Source organism: Modestobacter sp. URMC 112 (assembly GCF_053502575.1).
On sequence record NZ_CP199957.1, the window covers coordinates 2,359,859 to 2,377,229 of the forward strand.

The following is a 17,371-nucleotide window of genomic DNA, read 5'->3' on the forward strand; positions in this document are numbered from 1 at the left end:
GTCCCGCGCGCCAGTCCGATCTGCACCGGACTGCCCCGGTCCGTGGTGCAGGATGCTGCGGTGACCGAACACTGGCCGCGGCCCACCCGGCGGGTGGCCGAGCTGTTCCGGCGCGGCGCGGAGATCGCGCTGGACCCCCGGGCGGACTGGGTGGCGGACCTGCACGCGGCCTCGCTGAGCGGGGAGCGGATGCGGCCGGTCGCCGAGGACCCGGTGCTGGCCGAGGGCACCCGGCGGGCGAACCTGGCGAACCTGCTGCACTGGGCGGCGGCCAACGTCCAGCACCCCGGCCGCCGGGTGCCGGCGAACGTGGGGCCGGAGGCGCTGGCCGGTGCCCGGGACCTGGTCCGCCGCGGCCTGGACCAGGGTGCCCTGGACGCGTACCGCACGGCGCAGGGCGTCGCCTGGCGGCGCTGGATGGACATCTGCTTCGGGCTGACCGACGACCCCGCGGAGCTGCGCGAGCTGCTGGACCTGTCCGCGCTGTCCATCGCCACCTTCATCGACGACACTGTCGCCGCCGTGTCCGCGCGGATGGCCGCCGAGCGCGCCGAGCTGACCCGGGGTGCGCACGCCGAGCGCCGGGCGGCGGTCAGCCTGCTGCTGGAGGGCGCCCCGATCAGCCGCGCCCGCGCCGAGGCCCAGCTCGGGTACGCCCTCGCCGGACCGCACACCGCGGCCGTCGTCTGGAGCACCACCGGCGGGTCGGACCAGCTGGAGGCGGTGGCCGAGGCGGTCGTGCGGGCCGGCGGCGCTCCGCACCGGCTGACCGTGGTGGCCAGCGCCGCCGCGCTGTGGGTGTGGCTGCCGGTAAGTGCGGCGCCCCCGCCAGAGCTGCTGGCCGGGCCGCTGTCCGCCCATCCCGACGTCCGGGTGGCCCTGGGACGCCCGGGGACCGACGTCGACGGCTTCCGCCGCAGCCACCTCGACGCCGCCACCACCCAGCGGATGCTGGCCCGCCTCACGTCCCCCCGGCAGGTCGCCCGCTACGAGGACGTCCAGCTCGTCGCGGTGCTGACCAGCGAGCCGGCCGCGGCCGAGGAGTTCCTCACCGGCACGCTGGGTGGCCTGCGGCACGCCGACGCCTCGACCCGGGACACGGTGCTGACCTACGTCCGTGAGCTGGGCAACGCCTCCCGGACCGCCGAGCGGCTGTTCACCCACCGGAACACGGTCCTGCGCCGGCTGGCCCGGGCCGACGAGCTGCTGCCGCGCCCGCTCGCCGACGACGTGGTGGGCGTGGCCGCCGCGCTGGAGGTGCTGCGCTGGCAGGGCCCCGCCCGGTGAGCACCGACCGGGTGGTCCTGGTGCGCCGCGGGCGGGACGTCGAGGCGCGCGAGGACGGCGGCACGGGCGGGCCGGACCGGGTGACCACGTTCCCGGCCGAGGCGCTCCCCGGCTTCGTCCGCGAAGGGGAGGGCCGGGGAGTCCGCTGGGTGTGGGACGACACCAGCCGGTGGTACCCGGCGCTGCTGGACGCCGGCGTCCGGGTGGAGCGCTGCACCGACCTGCGGCTGGGCTCCGCCGTCCTGCGGCGGTCGCCGTTGGTCGACCGGTCCCTGCCGGCCGCCGCCGACGGGTGGGACGCGCTCCAGCCGGTGACCGCGGCCGACCCGGCGCTCTTCCCGCTCGCCGACCCCGCGGACTCCCTCGACCCGGTCGCCGAGCACAGGCGCCAGCAGGCGGCGCTCGCCGCCTCGCCCGAGCGTGCCCGGCTCGGGCTGCTGCTGGCGGCCGAGTCGTCCGGTGCCCTGGCCGCGGCCGAGATGACGCACGCCGGCCTGCCGTGGCGGGCCGACGTCCACGACCGGCTGCTGACCGCGCTGCTCGGTCCCCGCCCGCCGGCCGGGTCGCGGCCGGCCGTGCTCGAGCAGCTGGTCGCCGACGTCCGCGCCGCCTTCGGCACCCCCGGCCTGAACCCCGACTCGCCCGGCGACCTGCTCCGCGCCCTGCAGGGCGCCGGGCTGCCCGTGGCCGACACCCGGTCCTGGACGCTGGAGCAGCTGGACCACCCCGGCATCCCGGCCCTGCTGGAGCACAAGCGGCTGAGCCGGCTGCTGCAGGCGAACGGCTGGGCGTGGCTGGACAGCTGGGTGCGCGACGGCCGGTTCCGGCCGTACCTGGTGCCCGGCGGGGTGGTGACCGGACGGTGGGCGTCCAACGGCGGCGGGGCGCTGTCGGTCCCGGCCCAGGTGCGCGGTGCGGCGGTCGCCGACGACGGATGGCGGCTGGTGGTCGCCGACGTCGCCCAGCTGGAGCCGCGCGTCCTGGCCGGGATGAGCGGGGACACGGCGATGGCCCGGGCCGCGCGGTCGGCCGACCTCTACGCGGGCATGGTCGCCGCCGGGGCGGTCGCCAGCCGGGCCGAGGCCAAGGTGGGGATGCTCGGCGCCATGTACGGCGGCACCCGCGGCGAGAGCGGCCGGCTCATGCCCCGGCTGGCCCGCAGCTACCCCCGGGCCATCGCGCTGGTGGAGGCGGCGGCCCGGGCGGGGGAGCGCGGGGAGGTGGTGCACACCCTGCTCGGCCGTGGCTCGCCGGCGCCGCGGGGGGAGTGGGCGGAGCGGGCCGTCGGGCTGGGAGAGCCGCCGGACGAGGGCGGCTCCCGGGAGGAGCGGGACCGGCACCGCCGCGCGTGGGGCCGGTTCACCCGCAACTTCGTCGTCCAGGGCACCGGCGCCGAGTGGACCCTGTGCTGGCTCGCCGACCTCCGCAACCGGCTGTGGCGGCTGGGTGGCACCGGGACGCTGGCGGAGCGGCCGCACCTGGCGTTCTTCCTGCACGACGAGGTCGTCGTGCACACCCCCGAGCACCTGGCCGCCGAGGTGGTGGCGGAGGTGCAGCGCGCCGCGGCGACGGCGGGCCGGCTGCTCTTCGGGTCCTTCCCCGTGGACTTCCCGCTGGACGTCGCCGTGGTGACCTCGTGGGCGGACGCCGGCTGACCCGGCCGGCCCCTATACCCCCGGGCCCGCCTGCGGGGGCCGCGCGACGCTCGTCACCCGACGAATCTGCGGCCGCTGATTGTCACGAGTCGATAACGCGTTTAGGGTGGCCGGGTCCGGTCGACCGTCACGTCCCCGCTCGGGGAGTCCGGCTGGACGCCGCCGAGTCGCCCTCCGGGGCGAGCCGGGGACCCACCGCACCACTGGGGTGAATCCTGCGCCGGACGTCCGTCCGGTGCGGGTAGGGCTGCTTCCCGCCCGAACCCGTCAGCTGACTCGGTAGGCGGCAACCGGGAGAACGGAGAGCCGCCCGATGGCGCGCCCCTGCACCACTGCACCCCCGCTCCGCCTCCGGCAGAGGCTGCGCCTGCGCAGCTGACCGCACCGGCCGTCCCGGACCGACGCCCGCCGGGCCCCCGACCTCGGTCACCCCGGCCCGAGCTCCCCGCCGCCTGACCTGGCGGGGCCCTGTCGCGCGCCCGGGACGCCACCGCCCCTGCCCGCACCCCGCAGCCGTCCACCTCGGACGTGGCTGCCCCCGCACCCGGAGCCACCATCCCCATGCACCCCCGCACCACTCCCGGCCGCGCCGCCGAGCGCCGCGGCCGGGCCCGCGCACGCCTCCGTCCGCCCGTCCGCCGCCCGGGGGTCTACCTGGGCGCGGCCGTGGCCGGCGCCGTGCTGGTCAACGTGCTCGCCGGCGCCGAGCCCCCCGCGCAGGCCGACGTCGCGGCGGCCGAGCCGGTCAGCGTCGCCGCCCAGCTCGGGCTGAGCGCGCAGGCCCGCCCGCTCGACGTCACCGAGGACCTGCGGCCGCTCGAGGAGCTCGCCGCCAGCCGCGGCACCCGCGAGGCCGCGCAGACCGCGGCGCAGGAGGCGCAGGCAGCCGCCGACCAGGCCGAGCTCGACCGGCGCGCGGCCGAGGAGGCCGCCGCCCGCGCGGCCGCCGAGGCAGCGGCCGCCGCCGAGGCAGCCGCCAAGGCCGAGGCCGAGGCGGCCGCCCGCCGGCAGGCCGAGCAGGCCGCCGCGGGCGCCGCCGGGCGGGCCGCACCGGCCGCGGCGGCCCGGGCCGCGGGCGGTGCGGTGTCGGGCTCGACGTCGGCCTCCGCGGTCGCCCGCATCTCCAACTCCGCCGGCAGCATCCGGCCGCAGGCCCAGGCCGCGGCCGACGCCGTCGTCAGCAACGTTCCCGGTGCCGGCGGCATCACCCTCGGCGGGACCCGGCCCAGCGCCGCCGACCCCGGTGGCCACCCGTCCGGCCTGGCGGTGGACTACATGGTCGGGTCGAACAGCTCCCTCGGGGACGCCATCGTCGAGTACCACATCGCCCACTGGGACGAGCTGGGCGTGGACTACGTCATCTGGGAGCAGCGGATGCTCTCCTCGCCCTCCGGGTCGTGGAAGGGCATGTCCGACCGCGGCAGCGCGACGGCCAACCACATGGACCACCCGCACGTGAACTACCGGGGCTGACCCTCGGGCCGGGCCCCGGGGCCCGGCCGGCTCAGGTGCCGCAGAAGGTCCGGTAGGCGCCGAAGTCCGCCGGGGCGGGCGCGGCGTACCGCTCGAAGCCCGGCCGCTCGTCGAACGGTGCGGTCACCGCCTCCAGCAGGCGGCCGAGCGGGGCCAGGTCGCCCTCCGTCGCGGCGGCCAGCGCCTCCTCGACGAGGTGGTTGCGCGGGATGTGCACGGGGTTCACCCGGTCCATCCCGGCCGGGTCCGGGCGCAGCGCCCGCCACCGCTCGAGCCAGCCGTCCAGCCCGGCCAGGTCCAGGACGAGCAGGCGGGCGGGCTCGGCGTCCCCGCGGGCGGCGGTGCCCAGGGCCCGGAAGAACGACGTGTGGTCCACGTGGTTCTCCTTGAGCAGGTCCATCAGGTCGCCGGCCAGGGCGAGGAGCGTCGCGTCGTCCGGGCCGTCTGACAGGCCGTCGGACAGGCCCAGCTTGGCCCGCATGCCGGCCGACCAGGCGGCGTTGTAGGCCGGCCGGAACCCGCCCAGTGCCGCGACCGCGAGCTCGACCGCCTGCTCCTCCTCGTCGGCGACCAGCGGGAGCAGGGCCTCGGCGAGCCGGGCGAGGTTCCACTCGGCCACGACCGGCTGGTTGCCGTAGGCGTAGCGCCCGCCCTGGTCGATGGAGCTGTAGACCGTGGCGGGGTCGAAGGCGTCGAGGAAGGCGCACGGCCCGTAGTCGATGGTCTCGCCGGAGATGGTCGTGTTGTCGGTGTTCATGACGCCGTGCACGAACCCCACCAGCATCCAGCGGGCGACCAGCGACGCCTGCGCCGCGACCACCGCCTCGAACAGCGCCAGGTACGGCCGGTCCGCCCGACCGGCGTCCGGGTGGTGGCGGGCGATGGCGTGGTCGGCGAGGCGGCGCAGCAGGTCGACGTCGCCGGTGGCGCGGGCGTACTGGAAGGTGCCCACCCGCAGGTGGCTGCTGGCCACCCGGGCGAGCACCGCTCCGGGCAGCACGGTCTCCCGGCGCACCGGGCGCCCGGTGGCGACCACCGCGAGGGAGCGGGTGGTCGGGATGCCGAGGGCGTGCATCGCCTCGCTGACCACGTACTCGCGCAGCATCGGGCCGACGGCGGCCAGGCCGTCCCCGCCGCGCGCGAACGGCGTCCGTCCGGAGCCCTTGAGGTGCAGGTCGCGCAGCCGGCCCCCGGTGTCGACGAGCTCGCCGAGCAGCAGCGCGCGCCCGTCGCCCAGCCGCGGGACGAACCCGCCGAACTGGTGCCCGGCGTACGCCTGCGCCACCGGGGTGGCGCCGCTGGGGACGTCGGTGCCGGTCAGCAGCCCCAGCCCGTCGGCGCGCAGCCGGCCGGGGTCGAGGCCGAGCTCGGTGGCCAGCGGCTCGTTGAGCACCAGCAGCCGCGGCTCCGGCGCCTCCGCGGCCTGCCAGGGGACGGCCAGCTCGGGGAGCTCGCGGGCGAAGCGGTCGGAGAGGAGGACGGTCGGTGGCGGGGCGACGCTCACGTCCCCGAGCCTACGTCCGGCCGCCGTTCCCGGCCGGGCGGTCCGGGGGTCCCAGGCAGCCGGGGACGGGGAGCCCGCAACTCCTTCCCCGCTCCCTGTCGATCCGGTGAGGTGGTGCGTGTCGAGGAGGTGTGGGCCCGATCGGCGGGCCCGGGACCCGAGGGGACGAGATGACCCAGTACCTGATCCTGATCTACGAGGACGAGGCCGCCTACGCCAGCGCCTCGCCCGAGGTCCTCGGTGAGGTCATGCAGGCCCACCAGGACTTCGCGGCACAGGTGGAGCAGCACGGCGCCAAGCTGGTCGGTGGCGAGGCGCTGCAGTCGACCAGCACGGCGACCAGCGTGCGCGCGGGGTCGGAGGTGACCGACGGCCCCTTCGTGGAGACCAAGGAGGCGCTCGGCGGCTACTACGTCCTCGACGCACCCGACCTGGACACCGCGCTGGCCGTCGCCAGGCTCTGCCCGGCGAGGTTCGGCGGGGTCGAGGTCCGCCCGGTCATGACCTTCGACTGAGAGAGGGCCCCGTTGCCCGCCACGCCTCGCACGCTCGGCGCGGGCCCCTGCGACGCGGCCGTGGCGGCCGCGGTCGCCGACGCGCACCGTCGCGAGTGGGCCTTCGTGCTCGCCGCGACGGTGCGCGTCACCCGCGACCTGGACGCCGCCGAGGAGTGCGTCCAGGACGCCTTCGCCGCGGCGCTCACCGACTGGTGCACCTCCGGCGTCCCCGCCCGGCCCGGGGCCTGGCTCACCACGACCGCCCGGCGCCGCGCCCTCAACGTCGTCCGCCACCGGGGGGTCGAGCACCGGCACCTGCCGCTGCTCGTCGAGGACGAGACGCTGCCCGGACCCGGCGACCTCCTCGACGACCCCCGGGCGGACGGCGAGCTGCCCGACGACCGGCTGCGGCTGGTGGTGACCTGCTGCCACCCCGCCCTGGACCGGCCGGCGCAGGTCGCGCTGACCCTGCGACTGGTGTGCGGGCTGTCCACCGCGCAGGTCGCCCGGGCGTTCCTGGTGGGCGAGGCCACCATGGCCGCGCGGATCACCCGGGCGAAGAAGAAGATCGCGGTGGCCCGGATCCCGTACCGGGTGCCGCCGGCCGCGGAGCTGCCCGCGCGGGTGGACGCGGTCCTCTCCGTGGTGCACCTGCTCTTCACCACCGGGCACACCGCCCCGGCCGGTGAGGAACTGGTGCGCCGCGACCTGGTGGAGCGCTCGGTCGAGCTGGCCCGGATGCTGCGCCGGCTGCTGCCGCAAGACCCGGCCGTGGCGGGCCTGCTGGCACTGCTGCTGCTCACCGACAGCCGCCGGGAGACCCGCACCGGGCCCGACGGCCGGCTGCTGCTGCTCGAGGAGCAGGACCGGTCCCGCTGGGACCGCCGGGCCATCGCCGAGGGCGTGGCCCTCGTCCGCGAGTCGCTGCGGGCGCGGCCGCCGACGCGGTACGCGCTGCAGGCGGCGATCGCCGCCGTCCACGCCGAGGCACCAACGTGGGACGACACCGACTGGGGCGAGGTCCTGGCCCTGTACGACGTGCTGACCCGGCTGTGGCCCTCACCGGTGGTCGCCCTCAACCGCGCGGTCGCCGTGGGGTTCGCCCGCGGGGCCGCGGCCGGGCTGCGCGCCCTCGACGAGCTGGCCGGTGAGCGCCAGCTGGCCGGCTACGGCTACCTGCCCGCGGCGCGCGCGGCCCTCCTCCGGCGGCTCGGCCGGGTCGGCGAGGCCCGGGACGCCTACGCGGAGGCGCTGGCGCTCACCGGGAACGCCGTCGAGCGCGCCTTCCTCGAGGGCCGGCTGCGCGAGCTGGGCCCCGACCGGACCTGAGCGTCCGGTCGGGGTCCCCGTTCCGGTCTGCCGTGCGGTGACCTAGCGTCCGGGGGGTGCCCAGACGCCTCGTCGTGATCGGAGGGGACGCCGCGGGCGCCAGCGCCGCGTCCCAGGCCAGGAAGCGGCAGCCGGACCTCGACGTCGTGATGTTCGAACGGGGTCGCGCGACCTCGTACTCCGCCTGCGGGATCCCCTACTGGATCAGCGGCGCGGTCCCCGACGAGGCGGCGCTGGTCGCCCGCACCCCCGAGCAGCACCGCGCGGCCGGCATCGACGTGCGGATGCGCACCGAGGTCGTCGGGATCGACCTGGACCGCCGGACCGTCTCCTGGCGGGCGCTGGACGGCGGCGCGTCGGGCACCGAGCCGTACGACGACCTCGTCTACGCGACGGGCAGCGTGCCCATGCGCCCACCGGTGCCCGGCATCGACGCCGACGGGGTGTACGGCGTCCAGGTGCTGGACGACGGCGCGGCGCTGCGGGCCGAGCTGGACGGCGGCCGGGTGCGCCGGGTGGTCGTGGTGGGCGGCGGCTACATCGGGCTGGAGATCGCCGAGGCGTGCCGGGTGCGCGGCCTGGAGGTCACCGTGGTGGACATGTCGGCCACCCCGATCGGCACCTTCGACCCCGACGTCGGTGCCTTCGTCGCCGAGGCCGTCCGGGGCGAGGGCATCGAGCTGGTGCTGTCCGACGGCGTGGCCGAGGTGCAGGTCGGCGACGACGGCCGCGCCTGCGGCGTGGTCACGGCCAGTGGCCGGGAGCTGCCCGCGGACCTGGTGGTGCTGGGCCTCGGGGTGCGGCCGAACGTGCGGCTGGCGAAGGAGGCGGGGATCCCGCTGGGCGTCTCCGGGGGCGTGGCGGTCGACGCCCGGATGCGCACCCAGGTGCCCGGGGTGTGGGCCGCCGGCGACTGCGTGGAGTCCCGCCACCGGCTCTCCGGCCAGCCCGTGGTGGTGGCGCTGGGCACGCACGCGAACAAGCAGGGCCGGGTCGCCGGCCTCAACATCGGCGGCGGGTACGCGACCTTCCCGGGCGTGATCGGCACCGCGATCACCAAGATCTGCGACACCGAGGCGGCCCGGACCGGGCTGTCCTCCCGGGAGGCGGAGACGGCCGGGTACGCGTTCGTCACCGCCGTCGTCGACTCCACGACGAAGGCCGGCTACTTCCCCGGTGCGCAGCCGATCCGGGTCAAGATGATCGCCGAGCGGCGCAGCGGGCGGCTGCTCGGCGCGCAGATCGTCGGCCGGGAGGGCTCCGGGAAGCGCATCGACGCGCTGGCGATCTGCATCTGGAACGAGATGGGCGTCGACGAGGTGCTCTCGCTGGACCTCTCCTACGCACCGCCGTTCTCGCCGGTGTGGGACCCCGTGCTCATCGCCGCGCGCAAGGCCTTCGAGGCGGTGGAGTCCGATCCCCGCTGACCCGGCGCGGGCACCGGGCAGGCGGGTCGACGGGGCAGGCGGGTGACCGACGTGCTGCCGGCCGGCCTCCTCCCCGAGGGGATGGGCGCCACCGTCCTCGTCCTCGTGCTGGTCGCCGCGCTCGGGGCCGGCTGGATCGACGCCGTCGTCGGCGGCGGCGGGCTGCTCCGGCTGCCGGCGCTGCTGCTGGTCCCGGGGCTCAGCCCGGTGCAGGCGCTGGCCACCAACAAGCTGGCGTCGATCGCCGGCACCACGACCAGCGCCGTCACCTACCACCGCCGGGTCCGCCCCGACCTGCGGACCGCCCTGCCGATGGCCGCAGTGGCCCTGGCGAGCAGCTCCGTCGGCGCCTCGGTCGCCTCGCTGCTGCCGGCCAGCGTGTTCAAGCCGGTGATCGTGGTCGCGCTGGTGGCCATCGCCGTCTTCACCGTGCTCCGGCCGGCGCTGGGCGCGCGGACCGCGCTGCGGCACGCCGGGCGCCGGCACCACGGCGTCGCCGCCGCCGTCGGCGCCGGCATCGGCTTCTACGACGGCGTCCTGGGTCCGGGCACCGGGTCGTTCCTGGTGTTCGCCATGGTGTCCCTGCTCGGCTACGACTTCCTCGCCGCCAGCGCCAAGGCCAAGATCGTCAACGTGGCGACCAACCTCGGGGCGCTGCTGTTCTTCGTGCCGCACGGGTCGGTGTCCTGGGTGCTGGGCCTGCTGATGGGCGCGGCCAACATGCTCGGCGGCTACCTGGGCTCCCGGACGGCGACGACGCGGGGCAGCGGCTTCATCCGGATCGCCTTCCTGGTGGTGGTCACCGCGCTCGTCGCCCGGGTCGGCTGGGACGTGTGGACGGAGAACCTCCGGCCCCTGCTGACCTGACCGGGCTCCGCCGGGGTCGGACGGCGCACCCTCCGCCGACCCGCAGCGGGCGCGCAGGGTCCCCCCGGGCCCGGTGAGGTCGTCGCAGTACACGCCCCGGCCGGCCATGGTCAGGGCGAGCGTCGAGCCCGACGTCGTCGTGCACGTACGGCGGCCTCGATCGGCTCGAGGCGACCAGCTGGTGCACATCGGCGGCCGGGCGGGGACACGTCAGGCGGCGAGCAGCTCGTCGAGCCGTTCACGGCCCTCGCGGACCCCGGTCCCCGTGCCGCTGGCCAAGACGCTCCCGGGTCGGTCCGGCCAGGTCGTCGGCGAGCGCGGCGCGCTCGGCGTGGGCGAGGGGCTACGGGGTCGTGCGGCTGGGGACGCCGGACAGGGACACCTCCGGTGGGAGGGACGGCTGCGCCCGGGGGACCGCCCCGGGGCAGCGGACTCAGCGGTGGTCCGGGTCCCACAGCCGGACCGGCAGCCGGGTGAGCCCGCGGATCAGCATGCTCGACCGCCAGGTCAGGTCCTCCGGCGCGGCGGCCGGCGCGAGGTCCGGGAAGCGGCCGAGCAGCGTCCGGAACGCCACCTCGCCCTCCAGCCGGGCGAGCGGAGCGCCCAGGCAGTGGTGCAGGCCGTAGCCGAAGGCCAGGTGCCCGGGCTCCCGGTGCAGGTCGAGCCGGTCGGGGTCGGGGTGCTGGGCGGGGTCGCGGTTCGCCGACGCCAGCGCCACCAGCACCACCTCGCCGGCCGGGATGGTGACGCCGCCGATCTCGACCGGCTCGGTGGTGTGCCGGTAGGTGGCCAGGTCGACGGGCCCGTCGAAGCGCAGCAGCTCCTCGACCGCCCGGGGGACCAGCCCGAGGTCGGCGCGCAGCTCGGCCAGCCGGTCCGGGTCGCGGAAGAGCGCGAGCACGCCGTTGCCGATCAGGTTGACCGTCGTCTCGTGGCCGGCGACCAGCAGCAGGAACGCCATCGACACGGTCTCGTCGGCGGACAGCCGGTCCGCGTCCTCCGACGCGGCGACGATCGCCGACAGCAGGTCGTCGGCCGGCCGGGCCCGCTTCGCGGCGACCAGCTCCCCGAGGTACTGCGCCATGGCGACCGCCGCGGTCGTCCGGTCGGCGGGGGTCCCGTCGGAGGACAGCAGGGTGTTCGACCACCGGCGGAAGGTGTCCCGGTCGGTGTCCGGGACGCCGAGCAGGTCGCAGATCACCGCCATCGGCAGCGGGAAGGCGAAGGCGTCGAGCAGGTCGACCTCGGGCGGGCCGGCGGCCATCCGGTCGGCGAGCCCGGCGGCGATCTCCTCGACCCGCGGGCGCATGCCGGCGATCGCCCGCCCGGTGAAGGCCCGGCCGACCAGCCGGCGCAGCCGGGTGTGGTCCGGCGGGTCGGAGCTGAGCATGTGCCGGCCCAGCTCCCGGGCGAACACCATCCGGCGGTCGCCCGGCACCGGGTGCTGGTCCAGCACCTGGGAGAGGCCGGCGGCGTCCTTGGACAGCCGGGGGTCGGTCAGGGCCCGGCGTGCGTCGTCGTGCCGGGTGACCAGCCAGACGGGCAGGCCCACCGGGGTCCGGGCCCGGGCGACCGGGCACTCCTCCCGCAGCCGCCGGTAGAGGGCGTGCGGATCGGCGAAGAAGGCCTCGTCCAGCGTCACCGCGGGGTCCGCGGGCCGGGTCGGCTGCTCGGGGCGGCGGTCCATCGCCCGAGGCTCCTCGCGGCCCCCGGCCGCGCACAAGCCCTCCTGCCGGACCGCCGTTGACACCCGTCCGGGGGCGTCCCTACGGTCGACACCGCGATCGAGGACCGCAGCTGGGGCACGACCCCGTGGGCCGTTCCGCGTGCCATGGGTGCCCTGCCACCGTGCGACGACGCCGGTGGACCACCACGGACATCGGAGCCCCATGCCCGAGCGCCCTGCGCCCACCCCGTCCACCCCCTCGGCCGCACCCCGCGGACCGGCCCGGGTCCGGTCGCCGCGACGGAGCCGCTGGCCCGTGCTGGCGGCGGCCGGCGCCGGCCTGCTCGCCGTCGCCGTCGCCGTCCCGGCGGCCGCGACCGACGGCGGGGGACCGAGCACCACCAGCGAGCCCTTCGGGACCACCCCCGACGGCACCGCCGTCGAGCGCTGGACGATGGTCAACGGGGAGACGACGGTCCGGGTGCTGACCTACGGCGGCGTCATCCAGACGCTGGAGGTCCCGGACGCGGACGGGGAGGTGGACAACGTCGTCCTCGGGTTCGAGGACCTGGCCGGCTACGTCTCCGACGACGACCCCTACTTCGGCTCGCTCATCGGCCGCTACGGCAACCGCATCGCCGGCGGCACCTTCGACCTGGACGGCGAGACGTACCAGCTGCCGCTCAACGACGGCCCCAACACCCTGCACGGCGGACCCGTGGGCTTCGACGACCGGGTGTGGACGGCGACCGACGTCGGAGACGGCGACGTCGCCGCCCTGCAGCTGGAGCTGGTCAGCGAGGACGGCGACCAGGGCTTCCCCGGCACCCTGTCGACGACGGTGACCTACACCCTGGACGCGGACGCGCGGCTGACCGTCCACTACGAGGCCACGACCGACGCGCCGACGGTCGTCAACCTGACCCAGCACACCTACTGGAACCTGGCGGGGGAGGGCTCGGGGACCGTCTACGACCACGAGCTCCAGATCCACGCGGGTGGGTTCACCCCGGTCGACGAGACGCTCATCCCGACCGGGGTGATCGCGCCGGTGGAGGGCACCCCGTTCGACTTCCGGGAGCCCACCGCGATCGGCGCGCGCATCCGGCAGGCCGACGAGCAGATCCTGTTCGGCCAGGGCTACGACCACAACTGGGCGCTGGACCGGGAGGACGACGGCGCCCGGGAGGGCTCGGACGGCGAGGACGCCCTCGAGGAGGCGGCCGTGCTGCACGACCCGGCCAGCGGCCGGACCCTGACCATCTCCACGACCGAGCCCGGGCTGCAGTTCTACTCGGGCAACTTCCTGGCCGGCACGCTCGTGGGCACCGGCGGCTCGGTGTACCGCCAGGGGGACGGCCTGGCCCTGGAGACCCAGCACTTCCCGGACTCCCCGAACCAGCCGGACTTCCCCTCGACCGAGCTGCGTCCGGGCGAGGTGTACGACAGCACCACCGTGTTCGAACTGTCGCACTGAGGCCCGGGGACGGGCAGCGGAGGAGGCCCTGATGAGCGAGCGGTCCGACGACCCCGTGGAGCCCGACGAGGGCTCGCACGCCAGCACGGGAGGGGACGTGGAACGACCCGGTGGTGGCCGCACCGCCGCGGAGTCCTCGGTGGACGAGGCGATGGGCGCGGAGGACGAGCCCACCAGCTGAGCCCGGCTGTCCAGCCGCGGAGCAGGGGACCAGGATCAGGGGCGGACGGCGGGACACCGGCGTCCGGGCCGAGGACCCGTCGAGGGGGAGCCGCGATGACCGACCACCCGATGCTCGACCGTCCGTTCCTCCGCGGCCCGTACGCCCCGGTGACCGAGGAGGTCACCGCGTTCGACCTGCCGGTCTCCGGGCGGCTGCCCGCCGAGCTGGACGGCCGCTACCTGCGCAACGGGCCCAACCCGCTCGGCCTGGACGACCCCGGCTCGCACTGGTTCCTCGGGGCCGGCATGGTGCACGGCGTCCGGCTGCGGGGCGGCCGGGCCGAGTGGTACCGCAACCGCTGGGTCCGCTCGCGGCAGGTGGCCGCCGCCCTGGGGGAGGAGTGGCCGGCCGGCCCCGTGCACGCCGGCATGGACTTCGCCGCCAACACCCACGTCGTCACGCACGCCGGCCGCACGCTGGCCACCGTCGAGGCCGGGCCGCTGCCGTACCAGCTCACCGACGAGCTGGAGACCGTGGGGCCGTGCGACTTCGGCGGCACGCTGCCCGGCGGCTACGCGGCGCACACGAAGCTCGACGGGCGGACCGGCGACCTGCACGCCGTCGCGTACTTCTGGGGCTGGGACTACGTGCAGCACGTCGTGGTCGGCGCCGACGGCACGGTCAGCGGCACCACCGACGTCCCGGTCGCCGACGGGCCGATGATGCACGACTTCGCGCTGACCGAGCGGTACGTCGTGCTGCTGGACCTGCCGGTGACCTTCAGCATGGCCGCGGCGACCGCCGGGTCGCAGCTGCCCTACGCGTGGGACCCCGCGCACCCCGCCCGCGTCGGGCTGCTGCCCCGGACCGGCGCCGCCCGGGACGTGCGCTGGCTTGAGGTGGACCCCTGCTGGGTGTTCCACACGCTGAACGCCCACGACGACGGGGACCGCGTCGTCGTCGACCTGTGCCGGTACGACGGCCCCTACGACATGGCGGTGCTGGCCGAGCAGGGCGCGCTGACCCTCGAGCGCTGGACCCTCGACCCGGCCGCCGGCCGGGTGGGCCGGCAGGTCCTCGACGACCGCCCCCAGGAGTTCCCGCGGGTCGACGACCGGGTGACCGGGCGGCCGCACCGCTACGGCTACAGCGCGGCGCTCGGGGAGCTCAGCCCGGCCACCGTGCGGCCCGGCGGGGACTTCCGGGACGACGCGTTCGCCGACACGCTGCTCAAGCACGACCTGGTCGCCGGGACGGTGCAGGCGCACCGGTTCGGCCGGGACGCCGTCGTGGGGGAGGCGGTGTTCGCGCCGGCGTCCCCGGAGGCGGGCGAGGACGAGGGCTACGTGATGGCGTTCGTGCACGACCCGGACCGGGGGGCCGCCGACCTGGTGGTGCTCGCCGCGCAGGACTTCACCGGCGACCCCGTCGCCACCGTCCACCTGCCGGCCCGGGTCCCGCTCGGGTTCCACGGCAGCTGGACCGCCGACGCCTCCTGAGACCGGGTGACCGGGCCGCCCGCCACCGGCCCGCCCGCTGGTGGGCCATGCTGCTGCGGTGAGCACCCGCACGGTCCGCAGCGGCGACGGGACCCTGATCCGGGCCTGGTCCAACGACGGGTTCGGGGACCCGGTCCTGCTGTGCAACGGGCTGGGCGCCCCGCCGTCCGCCTGGCCGCGGATCGTCGACGGCAACAGCGGCCACCACGTGGTGACCTGGTCCCACCGGGGGCTGCACGGCTCAGAGCGGCCCGCCGACCGGGAACGCGTCCGGGTCGAGGACCACGTCGACGACGCCCGGGCGGTCCTCGACGCCTTCGGCCTGGACCGGGTCACCCTGATCGGCTGGTCGCTGGGCGTGAACGTGGCCTTCGAGCTGGCCCTGGAGGACCCGGCCCGGGTGCGGGGGGTGATGGCCGTCGCCGGCGTCCCCGGCGGCAGCTTCGGCTCGCTGTTCGGCGCCCTCGGCGTCCCGCGGCCGCTGCGGGCGCCCGTGGGGCGGGCCAGCAGCTGGCTGCTGCCGGTGGTGGGCCCGCTGGCGCCGCTCGCCGCCGCCACGCTGCCGGCCTCGGAGGACGCGCTCTCCGCGGCGGCGCTCCGCGGCGTCGGCCGGGAGTTCGCCCACCTGGGCACGCTGGGCGCGGTGGTGCGGGAGTTCTCCCGGCACGACTGGCGGTGGTACCGGCACCTGGCCGTCGGGGTCGCCGAGCACCCTCCGCTCGACGTCTCGACGGTGCGCTGCCCGGTCACCTTCGTGGCCGGCCGCTACGACTCCCTGGTGGACGTCCAGGACGTGCGCCGGGCCGCCCGCACCGTCCCCGGGGCCCGCTACGTGGAGCTGCGCGGCACGCACTTCGTGCCGCTGCAGTACCCGGACGTGATGCTCGAGGAGCTCCGCCGGCTGGAGCGCGGCGGCCCCGGCTGAGCGGACGCGACGGTGCCCCGGCCGCGGGAGCGGCCGGGGCACCTGTCCGCCCGGTGGTGCCGCGGTCAGCGGCGGGCGGTCTCGGGCTGGGTGTGCTGCAGGTCGGTGAGGGTGTCGTCGGTGGAGCCGCCGCCGTGGCCGTCGTCGTCGATCATGGTGGCCTCGTCGAAGGGGCGGTGGCCGGCCAGGACGGCGTCGAGCTGGTCGCGGTCCAGTTCCTTGGTCCAGGTGGCGACCAGGACGGTGGCGATGGCGTTGCCGGCGAAGTTGGTGACCGCGCGGGCCTCGGACATGAACCGGTCGATGCCGACGATCAGCCCGACGCCGTCGAGCAGGTCCGGGCGGTGCGCGGACAGCCCGCCGGCCAGGGTGGCCAGCCCCGCGCCGGTGACCCCGGCCGCCCCCTTGGAGGCGATGATCATGAAGGCGAGCAGGGACAGCTGCTCCCCGACCGACAGTGGGTCACCCAGGGCCGAGGCGATGAACAGCGAGGCCATGGTCAGGTAGATGGCGGTGCCGTCGAGGTTGAAGGAGTAGCCGGTGGGGACCACGATCCCGGCGACGGGCTGGGACACCCCGGCGTGTTCCATCTTGGCGATCAGCCGGGGCAGCGCGGTCTCCGACGAGGAGGTGGACACGATCAGCAGGAACTCCCGGCCCAGGTACTTGAGCAGGGTGAACACGTTGACCCGGGCGAAGGCCCACAGGATCGCGCCGAGGAACCCGAACACGAAGATCGCGCAGGTGGCGTAGAAGGCCAGCATGATCACCGCCAGGGACTTCAGGGCGTCGATGCCGGTTTCCCCGACCACCGCCGCGATCGCGCCGAACGCCCCGATCGGGGCGACCCACATGATCATCGACAGCACCCGGAAGACCAGCTTCTGCAGGTGCCCGACCCCGCGCAGCAGCGGGTCCCCGGCCCGGCCCATGGCCTGGATGGCGAACCCGACCAGCAGCGCGACCAGCAGCGCCTGCAGCACCGACCCCTCGGTCAGCGCCGACAGCAGGGTGGTGGGGATCAGCCCGAGCAGGAAGTCCACCGTGCCACCGGACTCCTCAGCCGAGGACGCCAGCTCCGAGCCCTGCCCGCGCAGCTCGTCGGACAGCTCCAGCCCGCTGCCGGGGTCCACGATGTTGCCCACCACCAGCCCGATGGCCAGCGCGATGGTCGACATCAGGATGAAGTAGCCCAGCGCCAGCCCACCGATCCGCCCGACCTTGGCCGCTTGGCGGATCGCCCCGATGCCCAACACGATGGTGCAGAAGATCACCGGCGCGATCAGCATCTTGATCAACGCCACGAACGCCGTGCCCAGCCACTTCAACGACACCGCGAACTCCGGGAACGCGAACCCCACCGCGATCCCGGCCAACACCGCCACGATCACCGCGATGTAGAGCCAGTGCGTCCGATCCCGCCGCCCCGTCGCCGGGGGGCTCCCTGCTGTGGTGCCGTGAGCCATGACTGCTCCTGGAGAGTCGGCCGGGGCGGTGCCCCTGCATCGGTGTCGGTCCCGGGAGGGGCGACGCCGATCACACTCCGCGCCGCCGTGAGCGGCGTCACGCATTCGTTCATTGCGTACACGGGCGGGGTCTGCG

At 76.2% G+C, this 17,371-nt stretch carries 14 protein-coding genes and 1 riboswitch; of the genes, 11 read left to right on the forward strand and 3 right to left on the reverse strand.

All coding sequences use genetic code 11. The features are described from left to right. The first annotated feature begins 60 nt into the window (after nucleotides 1-60). The 3 genes from ACWIX6_RS11060 (at nucleotide 61) to ACWIX6_RS11070 (ending at nucleotide 4,415) form a co-directional block, all read left to right on the forward strand. Nucleotides 61-1,287 carry a PucR family transcriptional regulator gene (locus ACWIX6_RS11060; protein ID WP_448616905.1) on the forward strand — a complete coding sequence of 409 codons (1,227 nt, stop codon included), beginning with the start codon at nucleotides 61-63 and terminating at the stop codon, nucleotides 1,285-1,287. After that, on the forward strand, nucleotides 1,284-2,942 hold the full coding sequence (locus tag ACWIX6_RS11065) for a bifunctional 3'-5' exonuclease/DNA polymerase (protein WP_448616906.1): 1,659 nt from the start codon (nucleotides 1,284-1,286) through the stop codon (nucleotides 2,940-2,942). Before ACWIX6_RS11060 ends, ACWIX6_RS11065 begins: the two co-directional genes overlap by 4 nt. A 150-nt stretch (nucleotides 2,943-3,092) precedes the next feature. Then, nucleotides 3,093-3,244, forward strand: a riboswitch (cyclic di-AMP (ydaO/yuaA leader). 226 nt (nucleotides 3,245-3,470) lie between these two features. Next, nucleotides 3,471-4,415, forward strand: coding sequence for a hypothetical protein (locus ACWIX6_RS11070; protein WP_448616907.1), 945 nt, complete (start codon nucleotides 3,471-3,473; stop codon nucleotides 4,413-4,415). A gap of 31 nt (nucleotides 4,416-4,446) precedes the next feature. Here the strand turns inward: ACWIX6_RS11070 and ACWIX6_RS11075 are convergent, their stop codons facing one another. Continuing rightward, on the reverse strand, nucleotides 4,447-5,919 hold the full coding sequence (locus tag ACWIX6_RS11075; RefSeq protein ID WP_448616908.1) for a protein adenylyltransferase SelO: 1,473 nt from the start codon (nucleotides 5,917-5,919) through the stop codon (nucleotides 4,447-4,449). Nucleotides 5,920-6,089: 170 nt separating this feature from the next. Between ACWIX6_RS11075 and ACWIX6_RS11080 the strand changes: the two genes are divergently transcribed. Genes ACWIX6_RS11080 through ACWIX6_RS11095 form a run of 4 tightly spaced genes read left to right on the forward strand, consistent with a single transcriptional unit; the run spans nucleotide 6,090 to nucleotide 10,039 of the window. Further along, on the forward strand, nucleotides 6,090-6,434 hold the full coding sequence (locus tag ACWIX6_RS11080) for a YciI family protein (protein ID WP_448616909.1): 345 nt from the start codon (nucleotides 6,090-6,092) through the stop codon (nucleotides 6,432-6,434). Nucleotides 6,435-6,446: 12 nt separating this feature from the next. Further along, a complete protein-coding gene (locus ACWIX6_RS11085; RefSeq protein ID WP_448616910.1) occupies nucleotides 6,447-7,745 on the forward strand; it encodes an RNA polymerase sigma factor in 1,299 nt (432 codons plus the stop codon). Nucleotides 7,746-7,801: 56 nt separating this feature from the next. After that, nucleotides 7,802-9,172 (forward strand): FAD-dependent oxidoreductase, encoded by a 1,371-nt coding sequence (locus ACWIX6_RS11090; RefSeq protein ID WP_448616911.1) that lies wholly within the window; start codon nucleotides 7,802-7,804, stop codon nucleotides 9,170-9,172. Nucleotides 9,173-9,214: 42 nt separating this feature from the next. Beyond that, nucleotides 9,215-10,039, forward strand: coding sequence for a sulfite exporter TauE/SafE family protein (locus ACWIX6_RS11095; protein ID WP_448616912.1), 825 nt, complete (start codon nucleotides 9,215-9,217; stop codon nucleotides 10,037-10,039). 433 nt (nucleotides 10,040-10,472) lie between these two features. On the opposite strand, the gene ACWIX6_RS11100 is transcribed toward ACWIX6_RS11095, so the two are convergent. After that, entirely contained in the window at nucleotides 10,473-11,726 is a 1,254-nt protein-coding gene (locus ACWIX6_RS11100) for a cytochrome P450 family protein (protein WP_448616913.1), read from the reverse strand. A 295-nt stretch (nucleotides 11,727-12,021) separates the two neighbouring features. On the opposite strand from ACWIX6_RS11100, the gene ACWIX6_RS11105 reads away from it, so the two are divergent. The 4 genes from ACWIX6_RS11105 to ACWIX6_RS11120 all read left to right on the forward strand — a co-directional run bounded on the left by ACWIX6_RS11105 (nucleotide 12,022) and on the right by ACWIX6_RS11120 (nucleotide 15,769). Further along, nucleotides 12,022-13,182 (forward strand): aldose epimerase family protein, encoded by a 1,161-nt coding sequence (locus tag ACWIX6_RS11105; protein ID WP_448616914.1) that lies wholly within the window; start codon nucleotides 12,022-12,024, stop codon nucleotides 13,180-13,182. Nucleotides 13,183-13,213: 31 nt separating this feature from the next. Further along, complete coding sequence (locus ACWIX6_RS11110) at nucleotides 13,214-13,363, forward strand: hypothetical protein (RefSeq protein ID WP_448616915.1); 150 nt, start codon at nucleotides 13,214-13,216, stop codon at nucleotides 13,361-13,363. A 95-nt stretch (nucleotides 13,364-13,458) separates the two neighbouring features. Beyond that, nucleotides 13,459-14,844: a carotenoid oxygenase family protein gene (locus ACWIX6_RS11115; protein ID WP_448616916.1), complete on the forward strand. Its 1,386-nt coding sequence runs from the start codon at nucleotides 13,459-13,461 to the stop codon at nucleotides 14,842-14,844. A gap of 58 nt (nucleotides 14,845-14,902) precedes the next feature. Continuing rightward, nucleotides 14,903-15,769, forward strand: a complete 867-nt coding sequence (locus tag ACWIX6_RS11120) for an alpha/beta fold hydrolase (RefSeq protein ID WP_448616917.1) — start codon at nucleotides 14,903-14,905, stop codon at nucleotides 15,767-15,769. Nucleotides 15,770-15,834: 65 nt separating this feature from the next. Here the strand turns inward: ACWIX6_RS11120 and ACWIX6_RS11125 are convergent, their stop codons facing one another. Continuing rightward, on the reverse strand, nucleotides 15,835-17,235 hold the full coding sequence (locus tag ACWIX6_RS11125) for a cation:dicarboxylate symporter family transporter (RefSeq protein ID WP_448616918.1): 1,401 nt from the start codon (nucleotides 17,233-17,235) through the stop codon (nucleotides 15,835-15,837). Nucleotides 17,236-17,371 lie beyond the last annotated feature (136 nt).